The sequence below is a fragment of the Methanoculleus chikugoensis genome (assembly GCF_900095385.1).
GTDB classification, from domain to species: domain Archaea; phylum Halobacteriota; class Methanomicrobia; order Methanomicrobiales; family Methanoculleaceae; genus Methanoculleus; species Methanoculleus chikugoensis_A.
In genome coordinates this window covers 1-19,864 of sequence record NZ_FMID01000047.1, presented here as the reverse complement: position 1 = coordinate 19,864, position 19,864 = coordinate 1, and the positions used below count along the sequence as shown (strand labels likewise).

Genomic DNA, 19,864 nt, shown 5'->3' with positions numbered 1-19,864 from the left:
TCCCTGTTTTTATTATAAAAATTTGAGAATAAATCACCGTAAAGGATATATATTTATACCGCTATCCACCCACTCACCGGCTACCATATGACCGGGTCTTAAATCGGAATTCGCTCTCCGCCTGCCGGACGCTCCGGCGAGCACCTGCTTTAGCCAGCCTGTTTGTGCTACCGGAAGGTCTGCGCCGCCGTCCTGCGGACAGGGAGCGATTGTCAAGGGGGAAAAATGACAAAACACACATATCTGCTACTATTGTGCGCAGTCGTCGCGATCGGGATGCTGGTACCGCCGGTCATGGCGGTAGAGGCTGCGCTGGGAGAGGATCTCTATTCTCCCTTCAATAAAGCGCAGGAATGGCCTGATATCGACGGCAACATGATCGTCTGGGAAGACGACAGGAACGGTAACAAGGACATCTACTTTGGGACGGTAGACAAATTCAGGGCAGATCCATATCGGGGTATGCAGTATCCTTCCTACTCGGGCGAGAGTATAACGGATAACCCTGCCTCGCAGGAGAAACCGTCCATCTCAGGAGACTACATCGTCTGGCAGGACAACCGGAACGGGAACTGGGATATCTACCTCCACCGGCGCTCGACGGGTGAAGAGACACAGCTCACAACCGACCCGGGCAAACAGTGGATGCCCATCGTCCGCGGGAACTACGTTGCCTGGTACGACGACAGTACCGGCAGCACAAACATCGTCCTCTACGACATCCGCGAGGGGGCCGTGAAGGCCACCATCGACGCTGACGCAAAGACGACGATTTCTGGCGGGAGCACTGAGTTCAAGCCCGCTCTCTCTGAGAGGTATGTCGCCTGGGTAAATGCGTCGGACGGTGAGAGAGTCTGGTACTACGATATCGAGGCAGGAACATCCGGCCCGGTATCCACGAACAAGGTGACACAATCCTGGCCGTCGCTGTACGGGAGCATCGTCACCTGGGAAGATCGCCGGGTGAACGCCGACATTTACATGACTGATCTCGACGATCCGTCCGGAGAAGAGCGAAGGATCACGTTCGACACTTCCGAACAGGTCTCGCCGGCAATCAGCGCGAGCATCATCGCCTGGGAGGACATGCGGGTTCCGGCGCGGAGCATCTTTATGTACGACCACGTCTCCAGTGGAGAAGAGATGTCCGTTGTTCTGGCCAAAGACACACGTGACGAACACCTCTACCCCGCCGTCAGCGGAAACACCATCGTCTGGCAGAGGGGCCGTGGCCCGGACTCGAACCTCTACATATTCGTCTACGATCCTGGAGCACCGGAACTGACGACCATCGAGGTTAAACCGTCCACAGGCCCCCTGGAGATCGGCGACACCGAGCTGTTCACCGCAACCGCCCTTGACCAGTCCGGAGAAGAGATGACCGACGTCGAGTTCGACTGGACGTGCAGCAACACGACCGTCGGCACCATCGATGGCACCGGTCTCTTCACCGCCCATGCCGCGGGCACCGCGACCATTACCGCGACCGCCGAAGGTATCAACGGAACCGCGACCGTCACGGTCAACGCTGATGAGCCCGAGGAACCGGCCCTCGATCGCATCGAGGTTAAACCGTCCACAGGCCCCCTGGAGATCGGCGACACCGAGCTGTTCACCGCAACCGCCTTCGACCAGTTCGAAGAAGAGATGACCGGCATTGCATTCAACTGGTCGTGCGACAACGAAACCGTCGGGACCATCGATAATTCCACCGGTCTCTTCACCGCGAAGAGCGCAGGTACCGCGACCATCACCGCGTCGGCAGGCGACAAATCCGGAGAAGCTACCGTCACGGTCACTACTGAGGCACTGATCGCAAAAGACATCGTGATCGACCCGCCCACGCCCACACTTGAGGTCGACGGCACGGTGACGTTCGAAGCAACCGTCCGCGACCAGTTCGGCGGCGAGATGTCCGGCGTTGCGGTCACCTGGGCGAGCGATAACGAGACCGTCGGAACCATCGACAATGCCAGCGGCCTCTTCATCGCTCTCGCCGCGGGCACGACGACCGTAACCGCAACGGCAGGCGACCTCTCCGAAACCGCGACCGTCACGGTCACCGCTGATGAGCACGAAGAACCGGCCCTCGAACGCATCGAGGTCGAACCGGACACGGCCACCCTGGATGTCGGCGACACCGAGCAGTTCACGGCAACCGCTCTCGACCAGAACGGCCTTGAGATGACCGGCATTGTGTTCAACTGGTCGTGCGACAACGAAACCGTCGGCGAGATCGACGACACCGGTTGCTTCACCGCCCTTGCCGAAGGTACCGCGAACGTCACCGCGTCGGCGGGCAACGTGTCCAGGACCGCGACCGTCACCGTCAACGCAGAAGACCCCGCTGAACCGGTGCTCACGAGTATCACGCTCACACCGCCCCGGGCCACACTGGACGTCGATGACATCCAGAGGTTCATGGTGACGGGCCACGACCGGAACGGCAACGCCATGCCCGCCGGTGAGGTCGACTGGGCCTGCAGCGACGAAACCGTCGGCACCATCGACGGGGAAGGATGCTTCACCGCTCTCACCGCGGGTACGGCGACCGTAACCGCAACGGCAGGAAACTGCTCTGCGGGGGTAACCGTCACCGTCAACGAATGGCCTGCGCTCGCGAAGATCGCGGTCGTGCCGTCCACGGCAACGCTCGAGACCGGCGACGAACTGGAGTTCGAAGTCGTCGCGTTCGACCGGTTCGGCGACATCGTCGAGGACGCCGAGATCACCTGGGAGTGCAGCGATGAGAACGTCGGCACCATCGATGAGTGCGGCGTCTTCACCGCCCTTGACGGCGGCACGGCAACCATCACCGCATACGGAGACGGTGCTGAAGGAACCGCAACCATCACCGTGAACTGCAACGACCCCGTCCTCTCCCGCATCGTCGTCACCCCGGTCGCGATAACGCTCGCCGCCGGCGACACCGCGACGTTCACCGCGACCGCTCTTGACCAGGACGGTTGCGAGATGCCCGACGTCGAGATCGACTGGTGCTGCAGCAACGAAGCTGTCGGAACCATCGATCTCTGCAGCGGCGCCTTCTCCGCCCTTGATTGCGGCACGGCGACCGTCACCGCATCGGCCGAAGGGGTCACCGGGACGGCGGAGGTAGGGGTCACCGATGAATCCGCAGGTGTCGTGGTCTCCCCGTCGGCGATCACCCTGAACTGTGGGGACGAGTGGCAGTTCACGGCCGTGTATGACCTGCAGGACAACGCAGGCTCCCTGATTGGCTGGTCGTGCGTCGACCCGGGAGTCGGCGAGATCACCGATGACGGCCTCTTCACCGCGCGCGGCGAAGGCAGCACGACCGTCACCGCAACAGCGGGCGACGCATCCGGGACCGCGACGGTGACCGTCCGGTCGACGGCGCCGGAGCTTGCGCGGATCGAGGTCAGCCCGTCCGACTTCTGCATCCCGGCCGGGAACTGCCTGACGCTCACCGCAACCGCATTCGACCAGTACGGCTACGAAATGCCCGACGTCATAATCGACTGGGAGAGCAGCGACGATTGCGTCGGCGAGATCGATCTCTGCAGCGGCGCCTTCACCGCTCTCAGCGACGGCGAAGTGACTCTCACCGCATCGGCGAACGGGGTCTCCGGCTCCGCCTGCGTGACCGTCGAGCCCTCGCTCCCGGTTCCGGCCTGCATCGAGGTCGACCCGTCTGAAGACACGCTCGCGCCCGGAGGAACCCGGGAGTTCACGGCCACGGTCTTCGACCAGTGCGAGAACGAGATGGACTGGGTCAGGGTCAGGTGGTCGTGCTCCGACGATGATGTCGGCACGATCGACCGCTCGGGCCTCTTCGCGGCGTTCTCACTGGGCTCCACGGACGTGACGGCGTGTGCCGGGGGCGTTGAAGGAACAGCCACGGTCACCGTCACGGCGGCGCCCACGACCGACCCTACACCCGATCCAACACCAGATCCCACACAGACCCCGACTAACCCCGGATCGAACAAACGCGCCTATAGTGACGGCGGCGGCGACACCGGCCCCACCTTCTTCGCAGGAATCTGCGAGAACCTGAAAGGCGGCGAGACGCACACGTTCTCGGGTATCGACGTCACGTCGGTCGGCAGCATCGCCATCACGGCGGCCGACAACATCCCGCGGCTGCTGATGACCGTGAAGGAGACGGGGTGCCCCAACCTGGCGGCGCCTCCCGGCGGCAGCACCTACGAGTACGTTGAGATCGCCGTCTCATGGGCGAACCCGAACCAGATCGGCGGCGCAACGTTGACCTTCACCATCCCGGCGAAGTGGCTTGAGGAGCACGACATGCTCCCGGAGGACGTCAGGCTCATGCGCTACGTCAACGGGGGCTGGCAGATCCTGGAGACCGAGGTCGTCGGTGAAGAGAGCGGGAAGTATCGCTTCCGGGCGACCACCCCCGGGTTCTCCACCTTCGCCATCGCCGCGATGCCGGAGAACGTCACCATGACGACGGAGACGAACGTCACGACAGAGGCTACCGCGACGCCCGAAGGGACGGAGACGATGACGACCGCGCCGACCGTCGCGGCGACGACGACGCCTGCGGCACCGCTCGTCTACGCGCCCTTCCTTGCACCGCTGGCCTTCCTCCTCTGGGCGAGGAAGCGGCGCTGAAAAACCCTGACTCTTTTTTTTTTGATGCGCCGGGGGCGGTGTCCGATACGTGCCTTCGCGCTTCTTCCACGGGATCTATAAGAAAAAAGTGGGGGAACTGCATCGCGATGCAGCCGTTCAACGGTCTTACTGCGTCAGTACCCTGCCTGACCGCCCAGGGTCTCTTCTCCTCCAATCAGGGTCTCTTCGTCCATGCCCGGGGGCGTCTCTTCTTCCATCGGAGTCTCTTCTTCCATCGGAGTCTGCTGGGTGCCGTCTCCCTCCGGCATGGTGCATCCTGCCGCCAGTATGCCCGCGCCCACGATGAGGAGCACCGCCAGAAGGACTGTGATATACCTCATGGGAGGGGGCCATCACGCACATGTTACTTATAATTTGCTCACCCGTTCGGGCCGCTGCCGGCAGAACCGCCGTTCAGGGCAGAGGGGCCACCCGGAACACGGCAAGAGGGAGAACGTCCTGTAAAGGCATCACTCCACGATGAAGTCGCCGGTCATCTGCTGCGGATGGACGTCGCACCGGAAGAAGTACGTCCCGGGCTCATCCGGCGCCGTGAAGGTGTAGGTCGTCTGGGCCGGGCCGGTGATGGTCTCGCCCACGAAGATCTCCTCTGCCGCCGAGGCGTTCGTGTAGACCGCGACGTTGTGCGGGATGCCGTCGTCCATGTTGTCGAAGTTCACCGTCACGTTCGCCCCTGCAGGCACCGTGATGGTGCTCGTATCGAAGGCCAAATTCTCGGCGGAGAGATCGACCGTCGCTATCTCTCCGTCCGATGCGGTCGTCGCTGCCGTTGTCTCTGTGGCGGCCGGGGTTCCGGTCTCGGCCGGCGTCGTTATCGTCCCCGTGGGGGTCGGCTGGGTGCCGTCTCCGCCCGGCGCGGTGCACCCTGCGGCCAGCATGCCGGCGCTCACGATGAGCAGCGCCACAAGAAGGGCTGCGTTGGGTCTCATGAGCGAAACGATCCCGTACATGCTATGTATACCTGTCTGCGCGGAGGGGCCCGCACAGGAAAAATGGGCGGGGAGGAGCGGGGGAATCCCGCTCTTCCCACGCCGGTGCGCTCCTGGTTACTCCACGATGAACTCGCCGTTCATGTCGGGATGAACGTCGCACTGGAAGTAGTAGGTCCCCGGCTCGGAAGGAGCCGTGAAGGTGTAGGTGGTCTCGGCGGGCCCGGTGATGATATCGCCCACGAAGATCTGCTCCGCCCTGAGCGAACTGTCGTAGACCGCGACATTGTGGGGGATGCCCTGGTCCCGGTTGTCAAAGACCATCGTCACCTCCGCCCCGACGGGCACCGTGATCGTCTCAGTGTCGAAGGCAAAGTCCTGTGCGACGATGTTCACCGTCGCTCCAGGCGTCAGGTTCGTCGTCGGGGTCGGCGTCACGTTCACCGTCGGGGTCGGTGCGATCGTTGAGGTCGGTGCGGGCGCCACGACCCTCCAGACCCTGCCGGTGCTGGTGGCGTTGTCCGGACCGCCCACATCGTTCGTCAGCACGTAGAGGTCACCCCCGGCATCCTCGCCGAACCCGCGCAGGAACATCCCCAGGGTCTCGTTCTCGCCGCCGGTGATGTTCACCGGCTGGACCTCCCACATGGCGTTCGCGTCAGCGGTCAGGTTCGCGGCGGACTCCGGTGCGATCCACCCCTCCGGGGGCGTCGCGACGAGGAGAGTGCCGTTCCCGACCGTCCGGCTGTCGCTCCAGTAGCCGAAGACGTACTTCCCTTCGAGCTCCGGAACGGCGGTGCCGCGGTAGACGTTGCCGCCGACGACGACGATGCCGAGGTCACGGCCGCCCTCGAATATCGGGCCGATCAGCGGCTCTCCTAGATAGCCGGTGACGTTGCAGGACTCCGGCGGGTCGGTGGTGGCGTTCGGGTCGAAGCAGTGCGTGCCCTCGCGGATATTCCAGCCGTAGTTTCCGCCGTTGTAGACGACGTCCACCTCCTCAAAGAGATTCTGGCCCGCGTCGGCGACGAAGAGCGCGTTGTTGCCGCCGGAGTCAAACGACATGTAGGCCGGGTTCCTAAACCCGTAGGCGTAGATCTCGGGCGGGACGGAGTCGTAAGCGTAGGTGTCGAGGATCTCGGTCCGGTTCTCCGCGAACGGGTTGTCGGCGGGTATCCCGTAGAGGCTGCCGGCAAACGTCGTCCATGTCGGCTCGGGCGGGTTCTCCGTCCGGTTGACGCCTGCATTCTCTGTCTGGTTCCCCGTCGGGGTCACGTTCTGTGGAGTCGTCAGGTTTCCGGCAGTGACATTGTCCACGTCGATCCTGAGGATCTTGCCATAGATCTTCGTGAGATCCTGGCCGTTCCCGATGCCGGGGGTGTGGGCGTTCCCGACGTCGTTCGCCCGCCCGCCATCCCCGAGCGCCACATACAGGTAGCCGTCGGCGGGACTGAAGACCAGCTGGCCGCCGTTGTGGTTCTGGTAGGGCTTGTCGATGTACATCAGCACGTTCTCGGAGGTCGGGTTCACCTGGTTCGGGTTCCCGGGATCAACCTGGAACTCGGAGATGTGGTTGGTGCAGTTCCACCCCTCGGGGGCCTCCTGCCTCAGAGGTGCGCTGTAGAATGCATAGACCTTGCCGTTCTCCGAGAAGTTCGGGTGGAACGCGATCGAGAGCAGGCCGCGCTCGTCGTAGGCTGGCCGGAGTTCGACCATACTGTCCCGAACGTCCAGGAACGGCTCGGGGAGCGTGGTCCCGTTCGCGTCGACGACCCAGACCACGCCGACCTGGTCCACGACGAAGAGCCGGCCCGTCCCGTCGTCGGGTGATGCAACCATCATGGGTGAGGTGAAGTTCTGCGCGACGAGTTCAAGGCCGATATCGGCCGTAACGTTCGGGGCGGAGGTCAGGTTCGTCCAGGACGTGTTGTCCACGAGCTCTGCGGCGAGTACGGATTTGGCGTTCGTGAGATCCGTCACGTTGCCGCTCACGTTCTGCATGCTTTCCGTCGTCTGGTTTGAACTCTCGTTGGTGCCACTGACATTGCTCGATCCTACCTGTGCGCCCGCACCCGCGACGAGTGCGAGGATCAGGAAGGATGCTATGACAATGCTAATTTTTGTCATGCGGATCGGGGCATGACACGGGGACTGATAATAGTTATGCCGGATCGCCCGGTCACACCCCTGACGTGTGGGGGCGGGGTTTGTGGAATGTGGTCTTTCTGCCGGGCCGTTCCTCTCTGTCGTGGGTAGTAACCTTTTCCCGGCGGGACGTGCACACCCGATCGATCCGGCGGCGCATGGTGACGGTTCATAGAAGATGAGTCCCCATGACGGTACCGAGAGGTAGCGCAAACGGCAACTCAGCAGCACCAGACGCTTGCCCGGGCTCATATCACAGGTCCACACCCCGAACACGGGGAGAGGTGGCATCGCAAGCCTGTATGGGAGCAGAGTACCATGCCCCCCGACGAGAGGAGGGGGTAGTTGGCGAAAGTATATCTTCAAACAGGCGGCATGCACTGAGCGTAACAGCCCCTGGCCCGTGACACAATACCCCGCATGAGACCTCGGTTCACTCAAATGCCGCCTCAGCGGCCGGAAGCCTGTATGTGCCGGCGTATGATAACCCCGATAATCTTATGAAGCGGGTTATCCCTCAGTCCGCCGGCCCGGCTCATGCCCGGTGCGCTTTTAGTGACCTGAGAACTATCCACACCCGGGGTCTGGTAGAAACAACTGGATATGCAGAAAAACCCCTTAAACCAGCAGATTTGCGCCGTCCGGGAGTGTATTAGTGAACTCACTCCCGGGACGCCGGCAGATTCAGACGACAGCGCCTCGCTCGGGAGCCTTCTCCGTGCTGCAGAAAGCCTGGCCGCAGCCGCAACCCGGGTGGAAGAGGAGCGGCAGCAACTCCTGGACCTCATCGGGTCCTCACCCGACAGATTCGTGGTGACGGACGCAGACGGCAGGATCATCGATGCAAACCCGGCGGCGGCGAGCCTCCTCGGGGAGCCGCTGCCGGGCACGCTCCTTGCGGCGCACGGTTTTCCCGACGTTCAATCGGAGATCGCTCTCATGCTCGCGGACCTCCGTGCCGGGAAAGCGTGCGCACCGCGGGAGACAACCCTGCGCTCCCGGAGCGGCGCCCCGGTCAGGGTCGTGATCACCGCCGCCGGCAGGGGTGTTGGGGAGAAACGGTGGCTGATCCGGGAGCACCCGGAGAGCGAAGAGCAGGACCGGCTCCTTGCAAGAGCTGAGGAAGAGCGTACCCTGCTGCAGGCCATCATCGAACAGATGCCCGAGGGCGTCGTCATCGCCGAAGCCCCGTCGGGAATGCTCATCCACTACAACGAGCAGTTACGCCGGATGTGGGGGCGACCTGACATGCCGCGCGATCTCAGGATGTTTCGTGGGGTTCACCCTGATGGGCGGCCCTACCTGCCCGAGGAGTGGCCGATTGCCCGGTCGGTCGCCAGTGGGGAGGTGGTGAGAGATGAGGAGATCCGGCTCCTCCGGGCAGACGGCACCTGGATCTACATCAACGCCAGTTCCGCTCCCATCCACGACGAGAGCGGTATCGTGCGCTATGCGGTAGCGGTCCTCTCCGATGTGACCGACCGGAAGCAGATGGAGGAGGAACTGCAGGCGAGCGAGGAGAAATACCGGAGACTCTTCGAGAATACGGGTGATGCCATCAACATCTTCGAGATGGTCCGCGACGAGCACGGCGAGATCGTGGACTGGATCCTGCGCGACGCAAACCCGGTCTCACAGCGCGACCTCGGCAGGCTGGACGAGATCGTCGGGAGACGCGTCACCGAACTCTTTGGCGCGGGGGTGATGGCCGAATATATCACGAGGTCGCGGGAGATCATGGCGTCAGGCGTCGGGCAGAAGTATGAGAACAGTTTCTGGGGCAACCGCTACTATATCTCCTCCACCATTCCCATCGGGAAAGACCTGCTCGGGAGTGTCAGCACCGAGATCACCGACCGGAAACGGATGGAAGAGGAACTGCACCTCCAGCAGCAGCGGCTCGAACTGGCCCTCAGCGCCGCGAGGATGATTGCCTGGGACTGGGAGCCGGCCGCCGGCCGTCTCAGGATCAGCGGCGACTTTGCAGGGATCTACGGCCGCCCGCCCTTCGCCCGGCCCGAGGAGAGGCTGACACTGGTCCACCCCGACGATATCGACCGCTTGCGCGCCGAAGGAGAGCACAACGGGCCCTACCACACCGAGTACAGGATCATCCGCCCCGACACGGGAGCCGCTGTCTGGCTGGAGTCCCGTGGCGAGGTCCAGAGGGATGAGGCGGGAGACGTCGTCCGGGCCGTCGGCGTCACGATGGATATCACCGGACAGAAGCAGTCCCGGCAGGCGCTGGAGCACCAGCAGGAACTCCTGCAGGGGATCATCGACGCCATCCCGGTGATGATCACGATCTATGACCCGGATCTCAGGCTCTTCCACCTCAACCGTGAGTTCCAGAGGGTGCTCGGCTGGTCGGAGGAGGACGGGGCCAGGGGTGACCTGATAGCGAGATTCTTCCCCGACCCGGAGTACCGGAAGATGGCCGGCGACTACATGCAGTCGCTGAAGCCGGGGTGGCGCGACCTCCTGCTGGTCGCAAAGGACAGTTCCATCGTCGAGACCGCCTGGGCCAACATCCGTCTCTCCGACGATACGCGTGTCGGGATCGGGATCGACATCCGCGAGCGGAAGCGGGCTGAAGCCACCATCATAGAGAGCGAAGGACGGTTCCGGGCGCTCATGAACGCATCGCCAAACGCAGTGATGCTCATCGACCGCGACGGCACAATCCTTGTCCTGAACGAGGTGGCTGCCGAGAGGTTCGGGAGGAGCGTTCAGGAACTGATGGGCACATCAATATTTGACTACTTTTCCCCGGATGTCGCCGCGAGACGGAGGGAGATCATCGGGGAGGTCTTCTCGACGGGCCGGCCGGTCAGGTTTGCCGATGAGCGGCAGGGGATGGTCCTCTACAACTCCCTCTTTCCGATCGCCGACGCGGAAGGAAACGTGGTGCGGGTCGCGGTGCTCTCCTACGATATCACCGAGCAGAGACGCTCTGAGGAGATGCGGCACCAGGCGTTCACCCAGATCGAGCATAACATGGAGCAGTTCGCTATCCTCGGCGACCACATCCGCCTGCCCCTGCAGGTCATCCTCGCTGCGTCGGAGCTCCTGGACGATGAGCAGGCATCGGAGCGGATCCGCAAGCAGGTCTGGCGGATCAACGATATCGTCAGGCAACTCGACAGGGGCTGGGTGGAGTCACGGGAGATCCGGGAGTTCCTCCGCAGGCACGAACTGGTGTAGCGCCGGGCCTGCGCAAAGATTACTCCGTCCCTGCATACCGTTCCGCCCTGCATCACTCCACGATGAAATCGCCGTTCATGGACGGGTGGATGTCGCACTGGAAGTAGTATGTCCCGGGCTCGGACGGTGCCGTAAAGGTGTAGTTCGTCTCGGCGGGCCCGGTGATGATATCACCCACAAATATCTGCTCCGACCGAAGGGAACTGTCATAGACCGCGAAGTTGTGGGGAATGCCAGAATCCTTGTTGACGAAGTGGACGGTCACGTTCGCCCCCGCGGGCACTGTGATCGTATTTGTATCGAAGGCGATGTTCTCGGCGGCGAGGTTCACCACCGTCGCGTTCCCGGTCACGTTCCCGCCGACCGTCACGTTCACCGTATCAAACACAAGCGGTATTATCGGCGTGTGGTCGTTGTTGACCACCTGGACCGAGAAGTTGTGCGCACCCGGCGTCACATTCTCCCAGGTGTGGGTGAGGTTCGTCGAGATGACGTAGCCGCCGGTCGGCGGGATGGCGGGTTCACTCGCGTTCATCGGCACCGGGGCGTCCAGATAGTAGTGCAGGTGCCCCTCGCCCGGCGCGTTGACCTGCCCGGTCGGCTCCACCAGCGTGAAGTTCGTAACGTTCACGCTCACCGTGACGTTTCCGGCGGCAACGCTGGCACCCTCCGCAGGCGACATGATCGTAACGTTCGCTTCAGTAGTCGGTGTCACGTTTGCTGTCGGCGTCGCAGTTGTGTCATACCCATACCCATCCTGGGCGACCGCCCCGGAGAAGAGGGCCACACACCCTATCACCAGAGTGAGGATCAGGAGTCTTTCCAGTCTCGTCATACGGGGCGGGGGGATGGAAGCGAGCATGATATACCTTTCGCGGGATTGCCCTCTGCGCCCCGGGAAAGTCCGCCAGGCAAGAATCTGCCCCATGGGGGAGAGGTTAAGTAGGGGCCCGCCGTATCGGCGCCTATGATACGCACGAAAAGGATCTACGAAGAACCCTCGGAGGACGACGGGCTCCGGGTACTCGTCGACCGGCTCTGGCCGAGGGGCATCTCAAAGGAGGAAGCGATGATCGACCGGTGGGAGAAAGATCTTGCGCCGACGAACGAGCTGCGCCGTTGGTTCGGGCACGACCCGGCGAAGTGGGAGGAGTTCCTGGAGCGTTACCGGGCCGAACTCGAGGGGAAGGGGGAGGCACTTGCCCAACTCCGGCGTGAGGCAAACGACGGGACCGTCACGCTCCTCTACGCCGCCAAAGATGAGGCCCACAACAACGCCGTGGCGCTGAAGCGATATACCGAAGAAGGGTAGGCTGCACCGATACTTTCTTTATGGCTCCGGTTCGGTTACCTGCCCGTATGACCATGGAGAGCAACAGGATATCATACCACGATTCGGTCCGGACCGTCTACGAGCGGCTCAAAGCGGACGGCATGTCCAACGTCTGGGACCGTTACGAGGCGCAGGGCCTCGGCACCGACCCCGACCGCCGGTGCGCCTTCTGCCAGGCGGGAGCACGATGCGACTTCTGCTCGAACGGCCCCTGTCGGGCGGACGCAAGCCGAAACCACCGGGGCGTCTGCGGGATCAACGCCGACGGCATGGCGATGCGGATGATGCTTCTTCGAAACGTCATGGGCGCGTCGAACTACCACTTCCACGCTCAGCAGGCGGTCAGGACCCTCCGGGCAACCGCGGAGGGGAAGACCCCGTTCTCGATAGCGGAACCGGAGAAACTCCGGACGTTTGCAGGACGGCTCGGGATCGATACCGGCGGGAGCGACGCCGAGGTCGCGCTCCGGCTCTGCGACTTCGTAGAGGAGGACTTCCACCGGTTCACCCACGAGCCGAGCCGGATCGTGGAGCGGCTCGCTCCGGAGGAGCGAAAGGAGACCTGGAAGCGCCTTGGGCTCTTCCCGGGCGGGATCTACGGGGAGACGATCGTCGATACCGCCTCGACCCTCACGAACGTCGACGGCTGGTTCGCGAGCCACGCCATGCGGGCGATGCGTCTCGGTGTCGCGATGGCCTACCAGAGCCAGATCGTCCTCGAATACATTCAGGACATCCTCTACGGTATTCCCCGCCCGCACCCCATGCGGGTCGACCTCGGCGTGCTCGACCCCGACTACGTCAACATCCTCCCGAACGGCCACGAACCCTTCCTCGGGTTCGCCCTCATCGACCTCGCCCGCACTGAGGAGTGGCAGCAGAAGGCGCGAGCGGCGGGGGCGAAGGGGCTCCGGATCATCGCGAACATCGAGACCGGGCAGGAACTGATCCAGCGGAGGGAGATGGACGACGTCTTCTACGGCTACACGGGCAACTGGATCATGCAGGAGGCGGTCCTTGCCACCGGGGCGGTGGACGTCTTTGCCGCCGACATGAACTGCTCGCTCCCCCTCGACCCCCTCTACGCCGAGAAGTACCACTTCAAACTGATCCCCGTGAGCGAGGTCGTCGTCTTCGAGGGCGGGACGGAGCGGCTCGATTACGTCCCGGAGGAGGCGAAGGAGCAGGCGGCGGCCCTCCTATCGATGGGGATCGAGAACTTCGGGGGACGGCGCGAGAAGGTGGAGCCGATCCGGGGCCTTCCCATGCGGGAGGCGGTCGTCGGGTTCGCCCCCGAAAGCATCGTCGACGCGCTCGGCGGGAGCCTCGACCCGTTGCTTGGTGCTATCAAGGACGGCACCATCCGGGGCATCGTGGGGCTCGTCTCCTGCACTACGCTGCGCGACTCCGGGCAGGACGTCCACACCGTCGCGGTCGCGGAGAACCTGATCGCCCGCGACGTCCTGGTGCTCGGGATGGGCTGCGGGGTCGCGGCCCTCCAGGTCGCCGGGCTCTGCTCGCCCGAAGCGAAGGAGAAGGCCGGGCCGGGGCTGAAAGGCCTCTGCACGGCGCTCGGCGTGCCGCCGGTCCTCGGCTTCGGGACCTGCACCGACACCGGCAGGTGCGCCGACCTCCTCCTCGCGGTCTCCGAGGCTCTCGGCGGCGTCCCCCTCCCCGACCTCCCGGTCGCCGTCGCCGCCCCGGAGTACATGGAGCAGAAAGCGACGATCGACGCCCTCTTCGCGCTCGCGCTCGGCGTCTACACCTACGTCAACCCGGTCCCGACCGTGACCGGGGGGCCGGACCTCGTCAAACTCCTGACCGAGGACCTGCCCGGCATCACGGGCGGCGTGCTCCACGTCGAGACGGACGCAAAAGCGGCGACGGATGGGATCCTGGCACACATCGAGGGGAAGCGGGAGAAACTGGGGCTCTAAGGATCCGGTATGTGCTGCTCCGGCGCCTGCGCTCGCGGGGCTACAGGAGTGCCTGAACGGGTGTACCCCGCAGAGTGACACCACCCTTTTCCCTCCGGACGGCGATGGCTGAATTGTATCCGGCGCATCCCTGCCGGAGGAGCGAGGTCTATCATGGAAAACGGACCCAGAGGAGCAATCCTCCAGAGAGACAAAACGTCCTACGCGATCGTGCCGAGAACGCCCGCGGGGATCGTCAGCCCGGAGCACCTGGAGAGCATCGTCAAGGTCGTCAGGCGCTACGATATCCCCGTCATCAAGATGACGTCGGGGCAGCGGATGGTGCTCGTCGGGATCAAAGAAGAGGACGTTGAGAGCATCTGGAACGAACTCGGGATGACCGTCGGGCAGGCGACCGCGCCCTGCGTCCACTACGTCCAGGCATGCCCCGGGACGGTGACGTGCAAGTACGGCAAGCAGGACTCCCTGGGCCTCGGGCTCGAAGTCGAGGAACTCTACCAGGAGATGAACCTGCCGGCAAAACTCAAGATGGGGGTCTCGGGATGCCCCCGGTGCTGCGGCGAGAGTTACCTCCGCGACATCGGGCTCATGGGGAACGCGAAAGGCTGGACGGTCATCTTCGGGGGCAACTCCGGCGGCCGTCCCCGGATCGGCGACGTGGCCGCAAAGGACCTCACGAAAGATCAGGCCCTCGATCTGGTCCGCCGGCTGCTCGAGTACTACCGGGAGAACGCGCGGCCGGGAGAGCGGACCGCACGGTTCGTCGAGCGGGTCGGGTTCGATACCGTCAGAAAGGACGTCCTGACCTTCGCCCCCTACATACCGCTCGACTCCGTCTGATCGGGGTTACGCGGAAGGGGGCCGTCGATACAGTCGGCGTTCGCGATCATCCGGTTGACGAACTGCCGTTGAACGCAGGTGATGAACGGCAGGGTGATGACGACGGCGTTCCGGACCCCGTCTTCCCGGTAGACGATCATGCAGACGCGGTCGTCGGCGATGAAGATGTAGTCGAGCAGGAACGCCGACCCGTCCACCGGGATCGGCCCGCAGTAGATCTTCTCGAAGATGTTCTCCTGGAAGAAGGTGCAGAAGGGTTTCGGGACGTAGAGGGACGCGTCCCCGAGCGGCTTTTTGATCCCGCGCTTCCCGTTCGGGAGGAGGACGCTCACGGGATGCTCCTTCGATGCATCGGCGATCAGGCGGGCGAACTCACCGATCTCCCGGTAGTCCAGGCAGACGACGGCAAGGTCGCGGGCGACGCCGCCGGCAAGCGACTCCGCGTGGCGCCGGATGCTCCACTCCCCCTGCACGTACCAGATCGGCGAGTTCTTCGCCCGGGCGTCGAGCGAGAGGGAATCGAGACCCTGCACCGCCGCCGTCGCCGCGGCATCCACGGCACTCTTCAAGTGGTGGATGACGACGGCGGGCTCGGCCGGGATGTAGACGTGCGGGCTCCCCCGCCGGATGGTGATGAAACCCCGACCGGCAAGTCCTTCGGCGATGTCGTAGACCCTCGGGCGCGGGACGCCGCTCGCCTCGTGGATCTGGCGGGCGCTCCCCTCGCCGATCCCGACGAGGGCCGCATAGACCCGTGCTTCGTACTCCGTCAACCCGAGCGCCTTGAGGCTCCGGATCAGGTTGTCCATTGTTGTTACTATGAGAGTTACACGAGGGTTAAACCTTCGGGAGTAGCATAGTTGTTAAGATCTTCGACCATGCAACTTCGAGCAATTCTTGAGCGCATCAAGCGGTTCGTCGGCAGGGAAGACAGCAACCCTACCGCAACCGGCCCCGACGAGGTCAGCTCCCTCCTCATCGACACCTTCGCCGAAGACACCGGAGAGGAGGCGGGACGCGGAGGGACGGTATCGGCGGCGGCCATCCGGGCGGCGTGCCGCCGGATGCAGAGCGCGAAGACGAAGGGCGACCTTCTCCGCATCATCGCGGACGAAGCGGCGGCATTCGACCTCCGCGACCTCGAGGCGATGAACGCCCGGTTCGAGCGTAAGGTCGCCCATCTCCCGGAGAGCTACCGCGACCGGCTCCTCGAAAGCGTCCGGGAAGAGATCTTCGGGGCGCACCACCGGCTGGTCCTCCTCTCCCGGAACGGCGGCGGATCCGACGACCCCCCGGCCCCGGCGCTCGACGGCTACTGCTCGATGGTGGCGGAGGCCTGCACGGCAAAAGCGCGGGAGAAAGATCCGAAGTACCTCTACCTGAAGTACCTCCTCTCCGCGTTCACCATGTTCGTCATGGAGGAGCCCGCCCACCCGGTCGGCACCCCGTTCCCCGGCGGGCAGATCGTCGACAAATGGGAGGGAACCTACCTCTGCCCGGTCAGGGATATGGCCGACGACGTAGCGTTCGCCCTCTGTCCCTACTGCCCTGCGGTCCAGAGCACGGAGCCGACCTTCCCCGAGATGCGGGCCCGGCGGCAGGAGCGGCGGCGGCGGGAGAGCCTCGCGAACTACTGGACGAATTATAAGGGATGAATGCGATACGACAGACTTGGAGATGAATGATATGAAGATTGTTGATGTAGCAAAAGAACCGGTCAGCGAAACCCCGCACCACGTCGACGCCCGGAAGGTCTACGACACCGAGCACGCGACGGCGGTGGTGATCACGCTTGCACCGGGAGAGTCGCTCAAGAAGCACATAACCCCGGTGGACGTCTTCTTCTACGTCCTCGAGGGGACGGGGATCGTCGAGATCGGCGACGAGCGCGCCGAGGTCGGGAAGGATCACCTGGTCGACAGCCCGGCAAAGATCCCGCACCGCTGGATGAACGAGAGCGACGGCACCTTCCGGGTGCTCGTGGTGAAGGTCCCGCGCCCGACGACCGGGACACGGCTGTTGTGAGAGTATAATGGTCGTTGAGTCGATCCCGAAGGCCGTAGGGTTCTTCTACGGCCTCCTCGCATTTGCCGCCCTCGCCTGGCTCTGGTATTCCGGCCGGTTCACCCGGCGGCGCGCGATGCCGTTCCTCGTAGCCTCGGCATTCTTCGGGTTCCTGGTCTTTGCGCCGGTCTTCCCCTACCAGCTGCAGGCGGTCGTCCTCCAGGACACGGCGGCCCTCGGGTCGCCGCTCCCGATGGCAATCGGGGGGCTGCTGGCCTTCATCGTCCTCGCCCTCGTCTTCGGCCGGATCATCTGCGGGCAGATCTGCCCGGCGGGAGCCGTCCAGGAACTCATGCACCTCGTGCCGGTGAAGAAGCGCGGCAGCGCCGAGAGCCGGGTCCCGGTCGCGGTCAGGGCAGGCGTCTTCGTCGTCTTCCTCGCCGCCGGCCTCGGGCTCTCGATGAACCTTCTTGCGCTCATAGGCCTTGCGGACTTCTTCAACCTCACGGTCGTGAGCGTCTCGTTCTTCGTCTTCTTTTCGATCGTCCTCCTCTCCGCCGTCGTCTACCGGCCGTTCTGCCGCTACGTCTGCCCCTACGGCGCCCTCCTCGCCCCCGCGGCGTCAAGGGCCGCCTACCGGCTCCGGCGGACGGACGCCTGCATCGGATGCCGGAAGTGCGAGCGGGCATGCCCGACCGGAGCGGCGAGACCCGATGACGGACTCGGGGAGTGCTACCTCTGCGGCCGGTGCACGGAGGCCTGCCCGGTGGACGGGGCGCTCGTGTACGGGCGGGGGAGATGAGAAGAGTAAATATGCGAAGGGCATCAGAGTAAAGAAGAGGTTGGTATACCATGGCTAAAGAGAATCGTGCAGAGTTGCAGGGGAAGGTCCTCCGGCTGGCGGACCTCGTCGCCTACCAGGACGGGACCGTGGCAAGCAGGATGATCATCAACAAACCCTCGGGGAGCATCACCCTCTTCTCGTTCGACGAGGATGAAGGGCTCTCGGAGCACACCGCACCCTACGACGCGGTGGTGACGATCCTCGACGGGGAGTGCGAGGTCTGGGTGGCGGGCGAGACGCACCAGATGAAGGAAGGGGAGACGATCATCTTCCCGGCGAACGTCCCCCACGCCCTCTCGGCCATAACCCGGTTCAAGATGTCGCTTACGATGATACGGGAGTGACGGAGACGTGACAAACGAGAAAGAAGGCGATTACTGCACCATCTGCGGCGGGGTCCGGCCGGACGCGATCAAGATCAAGACGGTCCTCGTGAACGGGAAGGAGACCGGCATCAACCAGCTCGACTTCATCGTCGACGGCGTGCGGAACCTGCATCTCGAAAACGATGCCGCGATTCGCGCGGAACTCCTCAAGTGGGCGAGCGAGTTCAACTACATCCCGACGAAGAGACGGGAAGCCTACGGCGACGCCCTGATGCGGGAGTACAAGGGAACGCAGGAGTGAGCGGTCGGCACCGGAACGGTCTCCGGCGCCGCACCCCTCAGGAAGTTGCTTTTTTTCAACAGGTTCCGTCCCGTGAGCCGCCAAAAAAAGGTCAGGCGCTGACGGCAGCCAGCCTGCCGTCTTCGCGCACGAACAGCCAGTAGCCCTCGGTCGGGGAGAGTCCTTGATCGTCGGTCTGGTTGTTGACGATCGCCGGCCGATAAGTCTGGTCATCCGCATTGTAGCCGACGACGTAGACCCAGGTGTCTTCCACCGACCTGAGCGTCTCATCCGCGCTGCGCTCCACCAGGTCGGAGTGGCCGATGGCGTTCCATCCCGGGCTGAGCGTCTTCAGTGCAGGTGCCCTCACCGGATTGGTGCTGAGCACCAGCTCCACGGTGGTCTCCTCGGTCGAGTAGACCCAGTAGCCTTCAAGGACCCTCAGGGTCTCATTCTCGCCCAGGGGCTCGAAGCCGCCAGCCGGGGTGTGGGTGTAGAACGGCCGGCCGCCGGTCTCGACATCCGCAAAGACCGATGCTGCCGTGTCGTTGCCCGCAGCGAGAGGTCTCGGGATAGAGACAAAGTTCCAGCCTTCATAGAGCTGGAGTTCCATGGTCTCCTCCGGCATTGGCGGGGTCACCGTCGGCGTCGGCGTAACGTTCACCGTCGGAGTCGGAGTCACGTTCACTGTCGGCGTCGGCGTAACGTTCACTGTCGGAGTCGGCGTGACGTTCACTGTCGGAGTCGGCGTGACGTTCACTGTCGGAGTCGGCGTGACGTTCACTGTCGGAGTCGGCGTGACGTTCACCGTCGGAGTCGGCGTAACGTTCACCGTCGGAGTCGGGGTAGGCGTTGGGATCGGGATGTCCGGTGGGACCAGGACACCATCGATCACGTAGACCACGATATTGTTCGTGATCTGGATCTGGGTTATAACGATGACGTTGTTGATGATCAACCGGTTGTCTTCGGTGAGCGAGACGTTAACCTCCGATCCTTCGACGGTCGGCAGAGAGATCTGCCCGTCGGCCGAATCCTCGCAGAGCTGCACGAGTTCTTCAACCGTGTAATCACCCTGGATGACATGGTAGCCGAGGAATCTGTTTAAGAGTGCCGTGTCGCCCATGATCACCGAGAGCGTCTGGTTGCCCAGCCCGGCAAACGCCTCGTTGGTCGGAGCGCATATCGCGTAACTTCTGTTCTCTTCGAGTTGCTCGCCGATAGTAGAGTTGTTCACGGCTTCAACGAACGTCGTCAGATTCTCCTGGTCCGAAAGCTCCGTGACAATCAGTTCGGTGATGTTCGCTTCAGGCGCCGGCGTCGGCGTGACGTTCACTGTCGGCGTCGGGGTCACGTTCACCGTCGGAGTCGGAGTGACGTT

Annotated in this window: 16 protein-coding genes; 10 read left to right on the top strand and 6 right to left on the bottom strand. The window is 63.6% G+C overall.

The genetic code is table 11. The annotated features are described in order from the left end of the window. The first annotated feature begins 225 nt into the window (after window positions 1-225). Window positions 226-4,620, top strand: a complete 4,395-nt coding sequence (locus L21_RS10040; RefSeq protein WP_256712989.1) for an Ig-like domain-containing protein — start codon at window positions 226-228, stop codon at window positions 4,618-4,620. A gap of 134 nt (window positions 4,621-4,754) precedes the next feature. On the opposite strand, the gene L21_RS10035 is transcribed toward L21_RS10040, so the two are convergent. The 3 genes from L21_RS10035 to L21_RS10025 all read right to left on the bottom strand — a co-directional run bounded on the left by L21_RS10035 (window position 4,755) and on the right by L21_RS10025 (window position 7,697). After that, complete coding sequence (locus tag L21_RS10035) at window positions 4,755-4,961, bottom strand: hypothetical protein (protein WP_074370344.1); 207 nt, start codon at window positions 4,959-4,961, stop codon at window positions 4,755-4,757. A gap of 129 nt (window positions 4,962-5,090) precedes the next feature. Next, complete coding sequence (locus L21_RS10030) at window positions 5,091-5,570, bottom strand: cupredoxin domain-containing protein (RefSeq protein ID WP_143727269.1); 480 nt, start codon at window positions 5,568-5,570, stop codon at window positions 5,091-5,093. A gap of 117 nt (window positions 5,571-5,687) precedes the next feature. Next, entirely contained in the window at window positions 5,688-7,697 is a 2,010-nt protein-coding gene (locus L21_RS10025) for a PQQ-dependent sugar dehydrogenase (protein ID WP_074370342.1), read from the bottom strand. Between the two features lie 621 nt (window positions 7,698-8,318). Between L21_RS10025 and L21_RS10020 the strand changes: the two genes are divergently transcribed. After that, the gene (locus tag L21_RS10020; RefSeq protein WP_074370341.1) at window positions 8,319-10,919 is read left to right on the top strand and encodes a PAS domain S-box protein; all 2,601 of its coding nucleotides are present in this window, start codon (window positions 8,319-8,321) and stop codon (window positions 10,917-10,919) included. Between the two features lie 52 nt (window positions 10,920-10,971). On the opposite strand, the gene L21_RS14440 is transcribed toward L21_RS10020, so the two are convergent. Continuing rightward, the gene (locus L21_RS14440; RefSeq protein ID WP_074370340.1) at window positions 10,972-11,754 is read right to left on the bottom strand and encodes a cupredoxin domain-containing protein; all 783 of its coding nucleotides are present in this window, start codon (window positions 11,752-11,754) and stop codon (window positions 10,972-10,974) included. A gap of 132 nt (window positions 11,755-11,886) precedes the next feature. Between L21_RS14440 and L21_RS10010 the strand changes: the two genes are divergently transcribed. From L21_RS10010 to L21_RS10000, 3 genes are all read left to right on the top strand, one after another. Next, on the top strand, window positions 11,887-12,231 hold the full coding sequence (locus tag L21_RS10010) for a DUF488 domain-containing protein (protein WP_074370339.1): 345 nt from the start codon (window positions 11,887-11,889) through the stop codon (window positions 12,229-12,231). Window positions 12,232-12,278: 47 nt separating this feature from the next. After that, window positions 12,279-14,189 (top strand): anaerobic carbon-monoxide dehydrogenase catalytic subunit, encoded by a 1,911-nt coding sequence (cooS, locus tag L21_RS10005; RefSeq protein WP_218600641.1) that lies wholly within the window; start codon window positions 12,279-12,281, stop codon window positions 14,187-14,189. A 153-nt stretch (window positions 14,190-14,342) separates the two neighbouring features. Next, window positions 14,343-15,029: a nitrite/sulfite reductase domain-containing protein gene (locus L21_RS10000; protein WP_074370338.1), complete on the top strand. Its 687-nt coding sequence runs from the start codon at window positions 14,343-14,345 to the stop codon at window positions 15,027-15,029. Here the strand turns inward: L21_RS10000 and L21_RS09995 are convergent. Next, window positions 15,005-15,838, bottom strand: a complete 834-nt coding sequence (locus tag L21_RS09995) for a TrmB family transcriptional regulator (protein WP_074370337.1) — start codon at window positions 15,836-15,838, stop codon at window positions 15,005-15,007. The two genes, L21_RS10000 and L21_RS09995, sit on opposite strands and share 25 nt — an antisense overlap. A gap of 69 nt (window positions 15,839-15,907) precedes the next feature. Here L21_RS09995 and L21_RS09990 point away from each other — a divergent pair, with 69 nt between their 5' ends. Genes L21_RS09990 through L21_RS09970 form a run of 5 tightly spaced genes read left to right on the top strand, consistent with a single transcriptional unit; the run spans window position 15,908 to window position 18,504 of the window. Then, window positions 15,908-16,684 carry a DUF2115 domain-containing protein gene (locus L21_RS09990; RefSeq protein WP_256712984.1) on the top strand — a complete coding sequence of 259 codons (777 nt, stop codon included), beginning with the start codon at window positions 15,908-15,910 and terminating at the stop codon, window positions 16,682-16,684. A 31-nt stretch (window positions 16,685-16,715) separates the two neighbouring features. Further along, complete coding sequence (locus L21_RS09985) at window positions 16,716-17,054, top strand: cupin domain-containing protein (RefSeq protein WP_074370423.1); 339 nt, start codon at window positions 16,716-16,718, stop codon at window positions 17,052-17,054. 7 nt (window positions 17,055-17,061) lie between these two features. Further along, window positions 17,062-17,835, top strand: coding sequence for a 4Fe-4S binding protein (locus tag L21_RS09980; RefSeq protein WP_074370336.1), 774 nt, complete (start codon window positions 17,062-17,064; stop codon window positions 17,833-17,835). A gap of 50 nt (window positions 17,836-17,885) precedes the next feature. Further along, the gene (locus L21_RS09975) at window positions 17,886-18,221 is read left to right on the top strand and encodes a cupin domain-containing protein (protein WP_074370335.1); all 336 of its coding nucleotides are present in this window, start codon (window positions 17,886-17,888) and stop codon (window positions 18,219-18,221) included. Between the two features lie 7 nt (window positions 18,222-18,228). Beyond that, window positions 18,229-18,504 carry an aldolase gene (locus tag L21_RS09970; protein ID WP_074370334.1) on the top strand — a complete coding sequence of 92 codons (276 nt, stop codon included), beginning with the start codon at window positions 18,229-18,231 and terminating at the stop codon, window positions 18,502-18,504. A gap of 91 nt (window positions 18,505-18,595) precedes the next feature. On the opposite strand, the gene L21_RS13600 is transcribed toward L21_RS09970, so the two are convergent. Beyond that, window positions 18,596-19,864, bottom strand: a 1,269-nt coding sequence (locus L21_RS13600) for a fasciclin domain-containing protein (RefSeq protein ID WP_143727268.1), incomplete at its 5' end; no start/stop codon positions are given.

Excerpts from the sequence above, each read along its gene's own strand:
- L21_RS10040 (WP_256712989.1), top strand. The coding sequence starts at position 226 with ATGACAAAACACACATATCTGCTACTATTGTGCGCAGTCGTCGCGATC.
- L21_RS10035 (WP_074370344.1), bottom strand. The coding sequence starts at position 4,961 with ATGAGGTATATCACAGTCCTTCTGGCGGTGCTCCTCATCGTGGGCGCG.
- L21_RS10030 (WP_143727269.1), bottom strand. The coding sequence starts at position 5,570 with ATGAGACCCAACGCAGCCCTTCTTGTGGCGCTGCTCATCGTGAGCGCC.
- L21_RS10025 (WP_074370342.1), bottom strand. The coding sequence starts at position 7,697 with ATGACAAAAATTAGCATTGTCATAGCATCCTTCCTGATCCTCGCACTC.
- L21_RS10020 (WP_074370341.1), top strand. The coding sequence starts at position 8,319 with ATGCAGAAAAACCCCTTAAACCAGCAGATTTGCGCCGTCCGGGAGTGT.
- L21_RS14440 (WP_074370340.1), bottom strand. The coding sequence starts at position 11,754 with ATGACGAGACTGGAAAGACTCCTGATCCTCACTCTGGTGATAGGGTGT.
- L21_RS10010 (WP_074370339.1), top strand. The coding sequence starts at position 11,887 with ATGATACGCACGAAAAGGATCTACGAAGAACCCTCGGAGGACGACGGG.
- cooS (WP_218600641.1), top strand. The coding sequence starts at position 12,279 with ATGACCATGGAGAGCAACAGGATATCATACCACGATTCGGTCCGGACC.
- L21_RS10000 (WP_074370338.1), top strand. The coding sequence starts at position 14,343 with ATGGAAAACGGACCCAGAGGAGCAATCCTCCAGAGAGACAAAACGTCC.
- L21_RS09995 (WP_074370337.1), bottom strand. The coding sequence starts at position 15,838 with ATGGACAACCTGATCCGGAGCCTCAAGGCGCTCGGGTTGACGGAGTAC.
- L21_RS09990 (WP_256712984.1), top strand. The coding sequence starts at position 15,908 with ATGCAACTTCGAGCAATTCTTGAGCGCATCAAGCGGTTCGTCGGCAGG.
- L21_RS09985 (WP_074370423.1), top strand. The coding sequence starts at position 16,716 with ATGAAGATTGTTGATGTAGCAAAAGAACCGGTCAGCGAAACCCCGCAC.
- L21_RS09980 (WP_074370336.1), top strand. The coding sequence starts at position 17,062 with ATGGTCGTTGAGTCGATCCCGAAGGCCGTAGGGTTCTTCTACGGCCTC.
- L21_RS09975 (WP_074370335.1), top strand. The coding sequence starts at position 17,886 with ATGGCTAAAGAGAATCGTGCAGAGTTGCAGGGGAAGGTCCTCCGGCTG.